Consider the following 15206-nt stretch of genomic DNA (forward strand, 5'->3'; position numbering starts at 1 on the left):
AATCAGATTAATATGTCAAACATTGACAATCTTCGTTATCGGCAGCAGCATATGAGATATGAACGTGTCTCTTACGCCAGAACTGGAAAAATTCGTCGCCAGCAAGGTCGAGTCTGGCCGCTACAACTCTGCCAGCGAGGTTGTACGGGAAGCTTTGAGATTGTTGGAAGAACACGACAGAGCGCGCAATGCACAGATCGCAGCTTTCAACCACGAAATTTCCGCACGATTGGAGTCACTGGATTCCGGCAACCATGTTGATCAGGCGGATGCGCGCGAACGCCTGAAACAAAAGTTCCGCACAAAAAAGCTGCGCAGTGCATGAAGCACCTTGTACTAAGCTCTGACGCGGAGCTAGACCTCGACGCAATTTGGGAATACATAGCGCAGGACAGTCTGGATGCGGCCGACAGCTGGATCGATAAGTTATTCAGCGCCTTCGACCAAATCGCGCAATCACCAGGGATTGGACATAAACGCGAGGACCTGACGTCCCTCCCAATGTTGTTCTGGCCCGTGGGGAGCTATATCATCCTCTATCGCGTGAAATCGGAACGAGTCGAAATCATCGCCGTGGCTCAGGGTGGTCGCGATATTCCGAATTTTCTGCATAGACACGACCTCGGCTTCTAATACTCAACCTCAACCAAGTAAAGCCCCTCTGCAGGTGCGGTGGGCCCCGCGGCGCGGCGGTCGTGCGCCTCCAGAATTTCGGGAATTGCAAAAGGGGCGATGCTTCCCTTGCCTACCAGCAGAAATGTGCCTACAAGATTGCGCACCATGTGGTGCAGGAATCCGTTACCGCGCACGACATAGCGCAACTCATCCTCGATGCGCTCAAAGCGCGATTCAAGGATGGTGCGAACGTTGGAAATCGCTTCTGCATCCCCCGCGGCTTCCGCAAGGCGAAGCTTGCGGTCAGGATCAACGGCGGCAAACGATGTGAAATCGTGCTCGCCAACAACCAGAGCAGCCGCCTGTTGCATGGCAGATTCATCCAGCGGATACGGATGGTGCGTAACATAACGTGCGAGAAACGGCGGAACGACATCGCCACGCCATATCCGATATTGATAGGACTTCCCACGCGCCGAGTGCCGCGCATGAAAGCCCACAGGCATTTCCTCCATCGACAGCACGCGTATCGACGCTGGCAGACGATCATTGAGAACGGTGCGAAAGTTGGGCAGAGGAATCGCACTCGCCGTCTCAAATGTCGCCACCTGCGCGAGCGCGTGCACACCGGCATCGGTGCGTCCGGACCCCTGCGGCAGAAGTTTTTCTCCTGTAAGGCTTTCGATGACCTCGGCGAGCGTGCCTTGAATAGTGGGCTTGCCCGGCTGGATCTGCCATCCGTGGAATGCGGAGCCGTCGTAGGCGAGCGTGAGTTTGAGTGTTCGCGTCAACGTTTAAAGGGTGCTGAGTTTCGCATGCAAAGTCAACTGCGCAGGATGTGAACAGTCATCACCACGACATGACAGAACTTGTGTGATCCGGTCAGCTATACTCATTCCTTGCGTGCATCCGCCATCAGAACTGTTCCCGTGCGTTGCAAAAGTTTACAAGCACCGGGAACTTCGGGTGGGAGAATTGCGTAAGAGTTCTTGTGCTTCAACGAAACGCAACCCATTTCCTTCAGGTTGCAGAACGGGTCTTGAGCCCGAGACGAGATTACTGAATTCATAACGGAGAAGAGCGAATGTCCGTTTCGCGTCCAGACAACGTGTTTCACCGAATGGTTGCGTCCATTTCCATCGTCGCTTTAATGTCCTCCAGCTTAATGGCGCAGACGGCAGCGGCGCCTATTCCAAATGCTCCCCAAGCGAGCACGCAGTCGGCAATACAGACAGCGGCACCGAACCCGAAGGCGCAGGAGCAATACACGGCTCCACTCAGCGACTCCACGAAACCGTATTCGATTCTCGGCGTCTGGAAGCCTTACAAGCCGCACGGATTGCCCGAACCTGCCATGAAGAACAGCGACCGCCTTCACATGCTGATTAAAGACGGCAAACTCATGCTTTCGCTGAACGATGCCGTGGCGCTTGCGCTTGAAAACAACTTCGATATCGCAATCGCGCGCTACAACCTCGACATCGCCGACATGGACTTGCTTCGCACAAAAGCAGGTGGAACCGTCCGCGGTGTCTCCAATGGATTGCTGACCGGAACTCCGGGTGGAAACGCTGCAAGCACTAGTACGGCGGGCTCTACCGGAAGCGGTTCCGGTGGTACCACGACCGGCGCGGGCGGCGCAGCATCTGGCTCGGGCGGCATCGTGCAGTCCACGCAGAACTCGGTGGGTTCGGCGATCGATTCCTATGACCCGGTCCTGACGGGAACCGTTGCGACCGACCGCATGCAGACGCCTGTTTCGAATCCGTCAGTGTATGGCGTCAACAGCTACCAGCAGAACACGAATACCTACAACTTCAACTACGCGCAGGGATGGGCGACGGGCACCCTGGCGCAGGTAGCCTATTCGAACCAGAGATTGATCAACAACATCCCGGCAAACAGCCTGTTTGCCTCCACCTTCAATCCGGAGCTCACGGCATCGTGGAGAGCCACGGTTCGCCAGCATTTGCTGCAAGGCTGGGGAATCGACAACAACCGGCGCCAGATCATCATCGCCCAGAACAACCGCAAGGTGACTGACGCGGCATTCCGTGCACAGGTCATCTCGACCGTAGCGCAAATCCAGAACATCTATTGGGACCTGGTGAATGCCTACGAAGATGTGAAGGTAAAGCAGACTGCGATTGAGTTCGCCCAGCGCACTCTGAGCGACAACAAGAAGCAGGTGGAGATCGGTACGTTGGCTCCGATCGAGGTGGTCTCGGCACAGTCGTCGGTCGCGACCGCACAGCAGAATCTCATTGTGTCGCAGACGAACCTGCAGTATCAGCAGTTGATCACCAAGAACGCCATTGCTCGTAACTTCAGCGATCCCTTGTTGACCACCGCAGCGGTGATTCCGACCGACACGATGGTGTTGAGCGATGAGCCGATTCCTCCGGCTGAGGACCTGGTGGCTTACGCGCTGGCGAACCGCCCGGAACTGCTTGAAAGCGAACTGAACCTGCGCAATGGCGAAATCAACAATCGCGCGGCAAAGAATGCTCTGTTGCCGACCTTGGACCTGGTTGGTTATTACGGTTCTTCGGGGCTCAACAACAACTATGGCGATGTGTTCTCGAGCCTCGTAAACCGGAGCCGTCCGGACAAGGGCGCATACGTCTCGCTTACGGTTCCTTTGCGCAATCGCGCAGCTCAGTCCGATCAGATGCGCTCGGAGCTGGAGTATCGCCAGAATCAGCTGAACTATCAGCAGCAGCGGAATCAGGTGAACCTGCAGGTTCGCAACGCCGCTTTTGCCCTTCAGCAGGCCCGGGCGGGAGTGGATGCAGCCCGCGCAGCTCGCGACTACGCACAGCAAAACCTGGAAGCCGAGCAGAAGAAGTATGCCCTTGGAGCTTCGACCAGCTACGCAGTGTTGAATCTGCAAAGCGTCTCGACGCAGGCGGCCTCGAACTATGTAGCTGCGCTTTCGACTTACGAGAAGGCCCGCGTGGCCCTGGATCAGGTGACAGCCCAGACGCTGGAACGCAACGGAATCTCCATGGACGACGCGGCAGCAGGAAAAGTGGCGCATATGCCTGCAATTCCAGGACTTCAGCCCAACCTGACGCCTTCCACGGTGGCTCCTCAGCCTATCGCGAAATAATTTGCTAACCTTTTTCGGGAGGTCACGTCTATCACGTGTAACCTCCTGATGAAGTCTTCAGGCCGGAACGGTTCTTAACCAGAACCTACCGGCCTTAACTTTTTGGCAGCAACTTTGGCCTGCAACTGCTTGCATTTGTTACGATGGGCCGTGCCAGAACAGAGTACAACTCCAGCAGAACTCCAGTCGCTCTCCGTTGCCATCATCTGCTGCGACGAAGAGGCAAACATTGGAAGAACTCTGGAGAGCGTATCTGATCTTGCGGATGAGATCGTCCTGATCGACAGCGGATCAACCGATCGCACGCTGGAAATCGCACAATCCTTTGGCCCTAAGGTACGGATCTACAAAGAGCCGTGGAAGGGGTTTGCGCGGCAGAAGAACTCCGCCATCGATAGAGCCCAAACCCAATGGGTGCTTCTACTGGATGCAGATGAGGCAGTCAGCCCGGAACTGGCTAGGGAAATCCGAGCCCTGCTTTCCGGAAATACGCAGTACAACGCCTACTTCGTGCCGCGCCTTAACTTCATTTTTGGAAGATGGATTCGCCACGGCGGATTTTATCCCGACCGCAAACTGAGGTTATTCCGCAAGGGATCGGCGCGGATTCCCGAGGACATGGATGTGCACGAAACCCCATGCACAACCGAGCGTACCGGGACACTGACCCACGATCTGCTGCACTATCAATACCCTACCCTTGGCCAGTACATCGAGCACATGGACCGTTACAGTTCCGCTAGCGTGCCAAGGGCATTGTTGCGGGGCCGAACAAGCCGCTCACCATGGGCTTTCATGGTGAATGTGGTCCTGAATCCCGCAGCTACCTTCGTGAAGAACTACTTTTTCCGGTTGGGCTTTCTCGACGGACGCGAAGGATTGCTGCTGCACATGTATCACTCGATGTACGTAAGTTGGAAATACGCCAAGGCTTGGGAAAAGAGCCGTTCTGGCGACTTCCCACAATCCCGCTGAACCCCTCTTCGTCAAAGTCGCCTAAGTCACTTCTTCCCCCTTCGTTGTCTTCATTTCTGCAGCAAACCCCTCCTAATTGAGCCGGAGATGATGCTCCTTGCATCTGAAGCATGGGGAGGGTGTGAGATGGCCGAGAGAAAGATTGCCACGGTGATTCCGATAGCGGATGTTCAAGGGCGCAAGGCAAGCCCAAGCGAGCGGCGTTGGGCTGAAACTACTCTGAGGCAGGCCCTCGAACGGCAACCGGAAAAGCCAATCGGCGCGGCCACCGGAACAAATCTGAACAAGGACGGAACGGCCCGGTTCACAACGGTTTCCGGGCGGCCCATCCAACGCCTCTATACACAGGCCGATCTTCCCGAGGATTGGTCGGAGGAAAAATACCTCGGCTATCCCGGCGAGGCTCCCTACACGCGCGGCATTCACGCCACGGGCTATCGCGGCAAGCTATGGACCATGCGGCAGTTCTCCGGGTTTGCATCGCCGGAAGAGACCAACCAGCGTTATAAATACCTGCTCCAGCATGGAGGCCATGGGCTCTCCGTTGCCTTCGATCTTCCGACCCTGATGGGCTACGACAGCGATCACGCTTTCAGCGAAGGCGAGGTGGGAAAGTGCGGCGTGGCGATCGATTCTCTCGAGGACATGGAGATCCTCTTCGACGGAATCGATCTGGAGAAAACGACCGTCTCAATGACGATCAACTCTCCTGCTAGCGCGTTATGGGCGATGTACCTCGTCGTCGCCGAAAAGCAGGGTGCCGACTGGAAGAAGATTTCAGGCACGCTGCAGAACGACATCTTGAAGGAATACATAGCGCAGAAGGAGTACATCTATCCGCCCGCACCCTCCATGCGGCTGGTCATCGACACCTTCGAGTTCGGCTCGTTCTACACTCCACGCTTCAATACCATTTCAATCTCCGGATACCACATTCGCGAAGCAGGTGCGACGGCGTTGCAGGAGCTGGCATTCACCATCTATGACGGTGTCGAGTATGTGGAGTGGGCAATGCGCCGCGGGCTTAACGTGGACGAGTTCGGGCCTCGGCTCAGCTTCTTCTTCAACTCGCATAACGACTTTTTCGAGGAGATCGCAAAGTTCCGCGCCGCCCGCAAGATCTGGTACCGGCTGATGAAGGATCGCTTCGGCGCGAAGAACGAGCGCACATGGCTCATGCGCTTCCACACGCAGACCGCCGGCGTATCACTCACCGCGCAGCAACCGCTAAACAACATCGCCAGAGTCGCCATCCAGGGCTTGGCGGCCGTGCTCGGCGGAACGCAGAGTCTGCATACCGACAGCTACGACGAAGCTCTCGCGTTGCCCACTGAAGAGTCGGCGCGCACCGCTCTGCGCACCCAGCAGGTGATTGCCTTTGAGAGCGGCGTGGCCAATACAATCGATCCTCTCGCTGGATCGTACTTTGTCGAACGCCTGACGCTCGACATGGAAAACGGTGCATTCGAGTATTTCGACAAACTGGACGCCATGGGTGGAATGGTGCGGGCCATCGAGCACGGGTATCCGCAGAAGGAAATCGCCGAATCGAGCTACCAGTTCCAGCGGGCGACCGAGGCGAAAGAGAAGATCATGGTCGGCGCTAACGGTTTTGTCATCGAGGAGGAGCCGCCAAAGACTCTCTACATCGATGAACAGGTTGGCGAGCGACAGAAGGCGAAGCTGCGTGCCGTGCGCAACCGGCGCGACAATGCGGCGGTTCAACGCGCGCTCGATGCACTAAAACGGGCCGCAACGCAAACACCTGAAGCGGGAAAGAACGGGAAAATCTCCGAGGCGAATACAATGCCGTATATCCTCGAAGCAGTGCGCGCGTACGCAACCGTAGGAGAGATTTGCGCGGCGCTGCGCGATGTGTACGGAAGCTATGAAGAGTCAGCCTTCGCCTAAACGTGAATCCGGCGCATTGATCCGCGATCACTACCGCAACCGCACGACCGCCCCGCAACCTCTGGTGCTGATCACCGGCGTGGTCTGGGGTATTGCGCTCCTGTGCCTGAACGTTGCATCGCGCCCAAAATGGGCATGGGCGATGGTCGCGTGCGCCTCGGTGTTGACCGTGTACGTGGCCGTGCGACTGTGGAAGTATGCCGCGGCCATGCGGCGTTAGCATTTGAAGTCGAAAATGTGTTGCACTACATTCAAAGCGTCCGGCATTTGCCGGGCGTTTTCCTTTGACTTCTGGAACAATTGCACGCGAAAGGAGAAGCGATGGCGGAGAGCAAGAGCGCAGTCGAACCATGGATGAGGGGGACTCATCAGGACGTGAAGGCGGTGCTGAGAGCGGTGATTCATGCGCTGGAGCTTGCGCGCGAAGACGTCCACCGGTGGTGCGGTCACCTGACCGATGAAGAATGGAACCTGCGCCCCAACGGACTGGCTCCAGCGGCATTTCACGTCAGGCACATGGCCCGCAGCATCGACCGTCTGCTCACCTATGCGGAAGGCCATCAACTCTCCGAAGAACAATTGCAATTGCTGAAGAGCGAAATGGACCAGCTCGCCACCGGTAAATCAGTTCTGGACGAGTTCGAGGCCGCGCTGACCTCAGCCGAGCGACGCATTCAGGCTTTTGCCAACGCCGACCTGGAGGAGAAACGCGCCTTGGGCCGGAAAGCCCTACCTACGAGCGTAGGCGGACTGCTGGTACACGTTGCCGAACACACGGCCAGGCATGTGGGGCAGGCCGTGACGACAGGAAAGTTGGCGGTCGCCTCCCGAGGAGTGTTCTAGGGCAAAGCTGGCCCTTTTTCCTGACAGTACAAGGAATGTAATCTTTCCACTGGACAAAAGAGCTATGTTTTGCGTATCGCAACAGCTTGCGTAGCGGTATCATAGAGGCGAGTAATTCCTTTTGTATTGGGGACACTTCGCACTTATATGGCAAACGAAACCAGAATTCGCGTACTAGTAGCAAAACCCGGCCTCGATGGACACGACCGGGGCGCTAAAGTGATTGCCCGCGCCCTGCGCGACGCTGGCATGGAAGTTATCTACACAGGACTGCGGCAGACGCCGGAGATGGTAGTGCAGGCAGCGCTGCAGGAAGACGTGGACGTCATTGGATTGTCCATTCTCTCCGGCGCACACAACGCAATCGTTCCGCGCGTGACAGAGCTGATGAAAGACCAGAAGATGGATGACGTGCTGGTTCTGGTGGGCGGAATCATTCCCGATCAGGACGTGGCCGGACTGAAGTCTGCCGGCGTAAAAGGCGTATTCCAGCCTGGCACGCCGATGGAAGACATCGTCAACTTCATCCGCGAGAACGCAAAGCCCCGCGGAGTGCCCGCCTAAACTGATCCGTTCTTTAGAGGCGAATTTGCCCTCACAAAAGTGTATCCGGCAGACCGTGAGCTCTACGGACCTGCCGGATACGGTTGTGAGACGTGGGCATCTGTCAGATCGTTCTCCTTCGATGCACCCGAGATCGAGAAACGATAAAAACCGACCGCCGTCCCGTTATCTGACGACTTAGAGCGTTTCCCTCCCCAAAAGTTTGCTTCCAATCGAGAGCGCGTGCGCGTTTGTGGACGATTCACAACGGGCAGCCACAAAACACCTGCACCTCCGAGCCCTCAGCAAGAATCGCAGATGCGGGTTTGCCCTGAAGAATCGTGGCGAGCTCTCGACCATAAAGTTCAGCCGCATCGCCTTCAAACTCCGCGCATTCTGTCTTCCATACTCTCCAGGGGACATGCTCGACGCGATACTCCAATGTTGTCCCGTCGCGCTGACTGGTGTAGCCCCAGTAGTGCTCCGTAATGAAGTTCTCGTGAGAATACAAGGCGGGCAGATAAGGATCTCCCATCGTCCGTAAACACATCCGGTTCCAGCGAGAGTCGCGCCATCCGTACTCGACAAATCTTCCCGCCATATCATGCCATTCGCTCTTGTGCTTCATCGGAAGGGCGACATACTTCTCGTTGTAGATTCCACGAGCCACGGCGGCAATCGCCCAACGAGGAACCACCTCCCGGATGAACACAACTCCTCTTCGGACTTCTCCAGCCACCAGTCGCCGAACGTAAATTCGCAGGTTCACCTCATCGAAATCACGATGGAACGGGATGGAGAATCCGCGAACCTTTGTCTCAAGAAACCGAAACCCGACAAGGCTGACATATGTCCTTCCATTCCAGCTATCCAGTTCCGTTCCGAGTGGAACAAATCTCGCAATTACGCTTGGATCAACCTCGAAATTCAGCATCAGGAGATCGCGCCACGTGGCCTGAAGGAATATCTTGTCCTTGCTCATAATGTTCGGAGAATCACCACCTCGGGGCACCCGAGTGTAATCCTTCGCACCCGATTTGTGAATCAAAGCCTGAGTACCAGCTTTCGGATGGATGATTGCCTGTTGATTGGGCACTCGGGTAGGCTGGTGCGTTTGCATCTACCTCTGGTGAGGAACTGATGACCGATCTGAAATCCCCTTTGCTCGACAACCAATTAACGTCGACGGTAAAGACCGATACCCCGCGCTATCTCCGCAACCTGGAGTCCTTGAGAGCGCTGGTCGCCGGCTTGCGAGCCGAAGAAGCCAAGCTGCGCGAAGGCGGTGGAGCGAAAGCCATCGACGCTCAACACGGCAAAGGCCGCCTCACGGCTCGCGAGAGGATTTCCCTGCTGCTCGACGAAGGCACTGAGCTCTTTGAGGTCGGCTTGCATGCCGCTCACGGAATGTACGAGGAATGGGGTGGAGCTCCGGCAGCAGGCGTGGTGACCGGACTGGGCCGGGTGCATGGTCGCCTGTTCATGCTCATCGTGAATGATGCAACGGTGAAAGCCGGAGCCTTCTTCCCGATGACGGCCAAGAAGGTCATCCGCGCGCAGAACATCGCCATTGAGAACAGCTTGCCCACGATCTATCTTGTCGATAGCGCAGGAGTCTTTCTGCCCCTCCAAGAAGATGTATTTCCCGATCAGGACGATTTCGGGCGGGTATTCCGAAACAACGCCGTGATGTCTGCCAAGGGCATTCCGCAGATCACGGCCATCATGGGCATGTGCGTTGCGGGAGGCGCATACCTGCCCGTGATGTGCGACCACATCCTCATGACCGAGGGCAGCGGCCTCTTCCTCGCCGGACCGGCACTGGTTCAGGCTGCGATTGGGCAGAAGGTCAGCGCCGAAGAACTCGGCGGAGCCAAGATGCACGCCGAAATCAGCGGCACGGTCGATTTCCGCGAGCCCACCGACGAGGCCTGCATTGCACGCGTCCGCTCGCTGGTGGAAAAAATGGGAGCACGACCCGAGGCTCCGTTCGACCGCATCGAGCCCACCGAGCCTTTGTATGCTGCCGAAGAACTCTACGGCATTGTAGAGACCGATCCGTCGCGCCAGTACGACATGCGCGAGGTAATCGCCCGCATTGTGGACGGATCGCGATTCGACGAGTACAAGACCGGCTACGGCGAGACGCTGCTCTGCGGATACGCCCGCATCGATGGCCACGCCGTGGGCATCGTCGCCAACCAGAAACTGCACGCCACGCAGATCGACCACAACGGCAACAAGCGCACAGAATTCGGCGGCGTCATCTACACGGAGAGCGCCGAAAAAGCTGCACGCTTCATCATGGACTGCAACCAGGGGCGCATCCCGCTCGTGTTTCTGCATGACGTAAACGGCTTCATGGTAGGCCGTGACGCGGAGTGGAGTGGCATCATTCGCGCCGGGGCAAAGATGGTCAATGCCGTATCAAACTCCGTGGTGCCGAAGATTGCCGTCATCATTGGCGGCTCGTTCGGCGCAGGACATTACGCAATGTGCGGCAAGGCCTACGATCCGCGATTCATGTTTGCATGGCCCACCGCTCGCTACTCGGTGATGAGCGGTGAGAGCGCGGCGGGCACGCTGGTCGAGATCAAGCTGAAGCAACTGGAGCGCGAAGGCAAGCCAGCGGACGAAGCCGCGCGAAAGGCTCTCTATGAATCCATTCGCGCCACCTACACCGAGCAGATGAAGCCGCAATATGGCGCAGCCAGGCTGTGGATCGACAAGATCATAGATCCGGCAGAAACGAGGCAGGCTTTGGCGTGGGCACTGTCCGCTGCCCGGAGCAATCCGGTGGTTGAGCCCTTCAGCGTGGGAATCCTGCAGACATAGAAATGCCCTGCGGCCTGTACTTCTCGCCGCAGGGCAGATGGTTTAGAACGCGAAGAAATCGACGACGATATTTGTCTTGCGGTTCACCAGCACGACATTGGCACCAATCAGCACGTGAGCGCAGTTCGGAGGCGGAGGCGGAAGTCTCCGCTCGAGTTCCGGCGGGCATGGATACATATTGCGGCGCAATCCCGGAGGCAGAGTTCCGCGACGTACAAGCTGCCGTTCCAGCCCAGGAGGCAGACGGTCGCGCTTGGCGAGACCCGGTGGCAAATGGTTGCGATTGGAGGCATACCACTCGCGTGCGGCATGCGATTCACGATCGCCATAGTAGCGGTCGCGCGCGAAATCCCTGCGTTCCTCGTCCCGTTGTTCCTGCTTCTCTTGCCCGCGTCCATGGCCATTGCCGCCTTTGTCGGCTAGAGCATTGCCACTGAACAGCAGTGAGGCCGCGAGTGCTGCGGAAACTGCATATCTTCGAACGTTCACATAGTCTCCTGTAGGATGTCGTGCATCCGACGATACGGCGTCCAGCAGTATACGTCCAGATGCTCTTAGGACAATGCCCGTGCGAGGAAACGTCGGCATCCTTTATCCTGTAACGTTATGACTGAGAACACAGTAAAGATCGTGGAGTGTCCTCGCGACGCCTGGCAGGGCCTGACGCGGCAGATTCCCGCCGAAACCAAGGCCGACTACCTGCGCGCGCTGGTAGGAGCAGGATTCAAGCACATCGATGCGGTTTCGTTCGTCTCTCCTCGCGCCGTGCCGCAAATGGCCGACAGCGAAGATGTGTTGAAACGGCTGGACCCGCCGGATGACGTCGAAATCATCGGCATCGTGGTAAACGAGAAAGGTGCAGACCGTGCCCTCGCCACCAACGCCGTGCGCACGCTCGGCTTCCCCTATTCTCTGAGCGAAACGTTCCTCAAGAAGAATCAGAACCAGACAGCCGAAGAAAACAGCGACGCCCTCGAAGCCGTTTGGCGAAAAGCCGAAGAGAGCGACCTCAGCATGGTCGTCTATATCTCGATGGCCTTTGGCAATCCCTACGGTGATCCGTGGGATGTGAATGAGATCGTGCAAGCGGTAGAAAACGTAGCCGACATGGGCATTCAAACCGTTTCGCTGGCCGACACCGTGGGCCTCGCGACACCCGAGCAGGTCGCAGAAGTCTTCGAAACCGTGGTCGGTCAGTTTGATTACATCGAGGTTGGCGCTCATCTTCACGGAACGAAAGACAATGCCACGGCAAAAGTCCTTGCCGCCTACAAAGCAGGATGCAGGCGTTTCGACTCCGCTCTGGGCGGCCTCGGTGGATGCCCGTTCGCGCAGGATGCGCTGGTTGGAAACCTGCCGACCGAAATCGTGCTGAAAACCCTTGCTGACCACGGCGCACAGGTGCCGATCCGCAAACCGCTGGACAATGTGCTGCGCATGAGCGAAGACATTGCGCTGAGGTTTGCGCGATAGGAGCTGCGCTCTAGTGCCGACTTACTGAATTTCGGTGCAAGCCGATTCAGCATACGATAAAATCGCGCGCGATTATGAAAAGAACCCAGAACATCACTCTCGGCCTGTTGGCCGGGATGGCGATGGCCTTCACCTCCGGCTGCCATCGCCAGGCTGAGCGCCGCGACTGCGTGGACGAGCTTGGCCGTATCACCTACGACCAGAATTGCCAGGCGGCCGAGCAGCGCCGTCGATCTGGCTACGGCGGAGGCTTCCCCTACTATCACTATCTCTACGGCGGCAGCTCGGGCGGACGCATCGGCGACACCGTGTTCAACGGCAATCCCATGCCCGGCATGAGTTCCGGCACCGGGCGCTCAGGTGGAATCAGCGGATTCTTCGGCGGCATATCGCGTGGAGGATTCGGCAGCACCGGAAGTCACGGCGGAGGCGAGTAATGCAGCGGCACACGATCACTCCACGCGCAGACTGGAAGGAGAAGGTCGAGAAAGTCGGCTTGGTCTTCCATTCTCTCGACGATGGCAGCGGAACCTACTGGGACGAGTCCGCCTACTACGAATTCACTTCTGCCGAGGTGGATCGTCTTGAGGCCGCGACCGAAAAGCTGCAGGAAATGTGCCTCGCCGCAGGCCAGTACATCATCGACAACAATCGCTGGAGCGACCTGAATATTCCCATCGAGGCAATCGCCGCCATCAAGAAGACGTGGAACGACGAGCCTCCCGCGCTCTATGGACGTTTCGATCTCGCCTATGACGGATATCAAATCAAGCTGCTCGAGTACAACGCAGACACTCCGACCGCGTTGCTCGAAGCCGCTGTTGTGCAGTGGTATTGGTTGCAGGAGTGTTTCCCCCAGGCCGACCAGTGGAACTCGATTCACGAGAAGCTCATCGCAAAGTGGAAAGATCTCAAGGGCTACCTCACCGAGCCGGTCTCATTCGGCTACGTCGAATCCATAGAGGACGAGTTCACCATCGGCTACCTGCGCGATACCGCCGAGCAGGCAGGAATCAAGACGCAAGCCATCCGGATGCTCGACATCGGCTACGACGTCAACACATTCACATTCGTCGATCTTGACAACAAGCCAATTAAAACGATCTTCAAACTTTACCCTTGGGAGTGGATGCTGAAAGAGCAGTTCGGCACTCGGGCACTCGACTTCATGGACAAGGTACAGTGGATTGAGCCCATCTGGAAGATGATGTTCAGCAACAAGGGGCTGCTGGCCATCTTATGGGAGATGTACCCGAACCACGAACTGCTGCTGCCCGCTTATCTCGACAGCCCACGCGACATGAAAGACTTCGTCCGCAAGCCGCTTCTCGGGCGCGAAGGCGCAAACGTCCAGATCGTGCGCAATGGCGAAAAAGAGCAGTCCTATGGCCCCTATGGCGACGAGGGATTCGTGTATCAGGCAATTGCGCCAATTCCCTGCCTCGGTGGCCACTATCCCGTGCTGGGCTCGTGGATGATTGCCGACCAGGGAGCAGCAGGCATGGGCATTCGTGAAAGCGACACCATCATCACCAACAATCGCAGCCGTTTCGTGCCCCATCTGTTCCGGTAATCCAGCGCGGTTGCAGAGGTGGCAGATGCGAGAGTAAGCTTCTGCCGCCATGTACACGACGCTCCGGCTCGACTACGACGCCAAAATCGCAACCATCACCCTGAATCGCGCCGAAAAGCGCAACGCCATCAACCAGCAGCTTATCGATGACTTCCTCGCCGCACTCAAGGAAGTAGAGGACTCTCCCGCCCAGGTGTTGATCCTCACCGGCGAAGGCAAGGCCTTCTGCGCCGGCATGGATCTCGAAGACCTGCAAGCGCTCGTCTCGCAAACGCCCGAGGAGAATCATCGTCACAGCGAGCGCATCGCAACGCTCTGCCGCTCGTTGTATAACTTTCCGAAGACTACGATTGCGGCGGTGAATGGTGCGGCCATTGCCGGAGGCACCGGGCTAGCGACGCTGTGCGATCTCACATTGGCCTCGACAGCGGCGACTTTCGGCTACACCGAAGTGCGGATTGGATTTGTTCCGGCAATTGTCTCAGCGTTCCTGATCCGGCAGGTGGGCGAGAAACATGCGCGCGAGTTGCTGCTCACCGGACGCATCATCACCGCCGCCGAAGCCTATCGCATGGGATTGGTGAACGAAGTCGTCGAACCCACGAACCTGTTGTCCGGCGCCCATAGCCTGGCCGAGCAGTTACTCGAAAACTCACCCGCATCACTGCGCGCCACCAAGTCCCTGCTGCGCGACTACGCCAAAGACACACTGGAGCGCGACATTCTGAGCGGGATGCAGGCAAACGCGTCGATTCGCATGAGCGCAGATTTCAAGGAGGGCGTTGCCAGCTTCCTCGAGCGTCGCAAACCGCGCTGGAGCGAGTAGAGCGCCCCACACGCAATCACGGAATGCGAGTGGCTGCATGTTGTAACCTACAATCATGAGCACAATCTGTGAAACAACGATTCGGGTGCGCTACGCCGAGACGGATCAAATGGCTGTTGTCTATCACTCAAACTACCTCATCTGGTTTGAGGTGGGGCGCGTCGAACTGCTGCGGCAAATGGGATTCAGCTATCAGGAGTTGGAAAACGAAGGCCTGAACCTTCCAGTGGTCGAAGTGAACTGCCGTTACAAACATCCGGCACGGTATGACGACGAACTCACAGTCCGAACCCACATAGGGCATCTCAAGACGTCGGTGGTCCGCTTCGACTACGAGCTCGTGCGCAAATCTGACAATCGCGTGCTGGCCGAGGGCAGCAGCACTCACGTGGTCACGGGACGCGATCTGAAGCGCGCCCACCTGACAGGAAAGTATTGGAACGCGCTCTCGATGGCCGCTGCAAAAGCTGAGCCCGGCGCGAAATCGTAAAAGGGGATTT

General features: G+C 57.4%; 17 protein-coding genes. 14 read left to right on the forward strand and 3 right to left on the reverse strand.

Annotated features, from left to right (window positions below; all coding sequences use genetic code 11):
- Positions 1-58 precede the first annotated feature (58 nt).
- Together AC6IY8_RS09245 and AC6IY8_RS09250 are read left to right on the forward strand one after the other, a co-directional pair.
- On the forward strand, positions 59-325 hold the full coding sequence (locus AC6IY8_RS09245; RefSeq protein ID WP_497778506.1) for a type II toxin-antitoxin system ParD family antitoxin: 267 nt from the start codon (positions 59-61) through the stop codon (positions 323-325).
- Positions 322-633 (forward strand): type II toxin-antitoxin system RelE/ParE family toxin, encoded by a 312-nt coding sequence (locus AC6IY8_RS09250; RefSeq protein ID WP_497778507.1) that lies wholly within the window; start codon positions 322-324, stop codon positions 631-633. The genes AC6IY8_RS09245 and AC6IY8_RS09250 overlap by 4 nt, the downstream gene beginning before the upstream one ends.
- Here AC6IY8_RS09250 and truA read toward each other — a convergent pair.
- The gene (truA, locus tag AC6IY8_RS09255; RefSeq protein WP_497778508.1) at positions 630-1406 is read right to left on the reverse strand and encodes a tRNA pseudouridine(38-40) synthase TruA; all 777 of its coding nucleotides are present in this window, start codon (positions 1404-1406) and stop codon (positions 630-632) included. The two genes, AC6IY8_RS09250 and truA, sit on opposite strands and share 4 nt — an antisense overlap.
- A 293-nt stretch (positions 1407-1699) precedes the next feature.
- Here truA and AC6IY8_RS09260 point away from each other — a divergent pair, with 293 nt between their 5' ends.
- From AC6IY8_RS09260 to AC6IY8_RS09285, 6 genes are all read left to right on the forward strand, one after another.
- Positions 1700-3727, forward strand: coding sequence for a TolC family protein (locus tag AC6IY8_RS09260; protein ID WP_497778509.1), 2028 nt, complete (start codon positions 1700-1702; stop codon positions 3725-3727).
- A 150-nt stretch (positions 3728-3877) separates the two neighbouring features.
- Positions 3878-4702 (forward strand): glycosyltransferase family 2 protein, encoded by an 825-nt coding sequence (locus AC6IY8_RS09265; RefSeq protein ID WP_497778510.1) that lies wholly within the window; start codon positions 3878-3880, stop codon positions 4700-4702.
- A gap of 126 nt (positions 4703-4828) precedes the next feature.
- Positions 4829-6613 (forward strand): methylmalonyl-CoA mutase family protein, encoded by a 1785-nt coding sequence (locus AC6IY8_RS09270; protein WP_497778511.1) that lies wholly within the window; start codon positions 4829-4831, stop codon positions 6611-6613.
- On the forward strand, positions 6591-6833 hold the full coding sequence (locus AC6IY8_RS09275) for a hypothetical protein (RefSeq protein WP_497778512.1): 243 nt from the start codon (positions 6591-6593) through the stop codon (positions 6831-6833). Before AC6IY8_RS09270 ends, AC6IY8_RS09275 begins: the two co-directional genes overlap by 23 nt.
- Positions 6834-6934: 101 nt before the next feature.
- On the forward strand, positions 6935-7456 hold the full coding sequence (locus AC6IY8_RS09280; RefSeq protein WP_497778513.1) for a DinB family protein: 522 nt from the start codon (positions 6935-6937) through the stop codon (positions 7454-7456).
- Between the two features lie 147 nt (positions 7457-7603).
- Positions 7604-8020, forward strand: a complete 417-nt coding sequence (locus tag AC6IY8_RS09285) for a cobalamin B12-binding domain-containing protein (protein WP_497778514.1) — start codon at positions 7604-7606, stop codon at positions 8018-8020.
- A gap of 241 nt (positions 8021-8261) precedes the next feature.
- On the opposite strand, the gene AC6IY8_RS09290 is transcribed toward AC6IY8_RS09285, so the two are convergent.
- Positions 8262-8981, reverse strand: a complete 720-nt coding sequence (locus tag AC6IY8_RS09290; RefSeq protein WP_497778515.1) for a YqjF family protein — start codon at positions 8979-8981, stop codon at positions 8262-8264.
- Positions 8982-9139: 158 nt separating this feature from the next.
- Here AC6IY8_RS09290 and AC6IY8_RS09295 point away from each other — a divergent pair, with 158 nt between their 5' ends.
- Positions 9140-10834, forward strand: a complete 1695-nt coding sequence (locus tag AC6IY8_RS09295) for an acyl-CoA carboxylase subunit beta (protein ID WP_497778516.1) — start codon at positions 9140-9142, stop codon at positions 10832-10834.
- Positions 10835-10876: 42 nt separating this feature from the next.
- On the opposite strand, the gene AC6IY8_RS09300 is transcribed toward AC6IY8_RS09295, so the two are convergent.
- Entirely contained in the window at positions 10877-11422 is a 546-nt protein-coding gene (locus AC6IY8_RS09300) for a hypothetical protein (protein ID WP_497778517.1), read from the reverse strand.
- A gap of 18 nt (positions 11423-11440) precedes the next feature.
- On the opposite strand from AC6IY8_RS09300, the gene AC6IY8_RS09305 reads away from it, so the two are divergent.
- The 5 genes from AC6IY8_RS09305 to AC6IY8_RS09325 all read left to right on the forward strand — a co-directional run bounded on the left by AC6IY8_RS09305 (position 11441) and on the right by AC6IY8_RS09325 (position 15196).
- The gene (locus tag AC6IY8_RS09305) at positions 11441-12307 is read left to right on the forward strand and encodes a hydroxymethylglutaryl-CoA lyase (RefSeq protein ID WP_497778518.1); all 867 of its coding nucleotides are present in this window, start codon (positions 11441-11443) and stop codon (positions 12305-12307) included.
- Between the two features lie 74 nt (positions 12308-12381).
- A complete protein-coding gene (locus tag AC6IY8_RS09310; protein WP_497778519.1) occupies positions 12382-12744 on the forward strand; it encodes a hypothetical protein in 363 nt (120 codons plus the stop codon).
- Positions 12744-13880, forward strand: coding sequence for a glutathionylspermidine synthase family protein (locus AC6IY8_RS09315; protein WP_497778520.1), 1137 nt, complete (start codon positions 12744-12746; stop codon positions 13878-13880). Before AC6IY8_RS09310 ends, AC6IY8_RS09315 begins: the two co-directional genes overlap by 1 nt.
- A gap of 49 nt (positions 13881-13929) precedes the next feature.
- On the forward strand, positions 13930-14706 hold the full coding sequence (locus tag AC6IY8_RS09320) for an enoyl-CoA hydratase/isomerase family protein (protein ID WP_497778521.1): 777 nt from the start codon (positions 13930-13932) through the stop codon (positions 14704-14706).
- Between the two features lie 55 nt (positions 14707-14761).
- Positions 14762-15196, forward strand: a complete 435-nt coding sequence (locus tag AC6IY8_RS09325; protein ID WP_497778522.1) for an acyl-CoA thioesterase — start codon at positions 14762-14764, stop codon at positions 15194-15196.
- Positions 15197-15206: the final 10 nt, after the last annotated feature.

The organism is Koromonas soli (assembly GCF_059726265.1).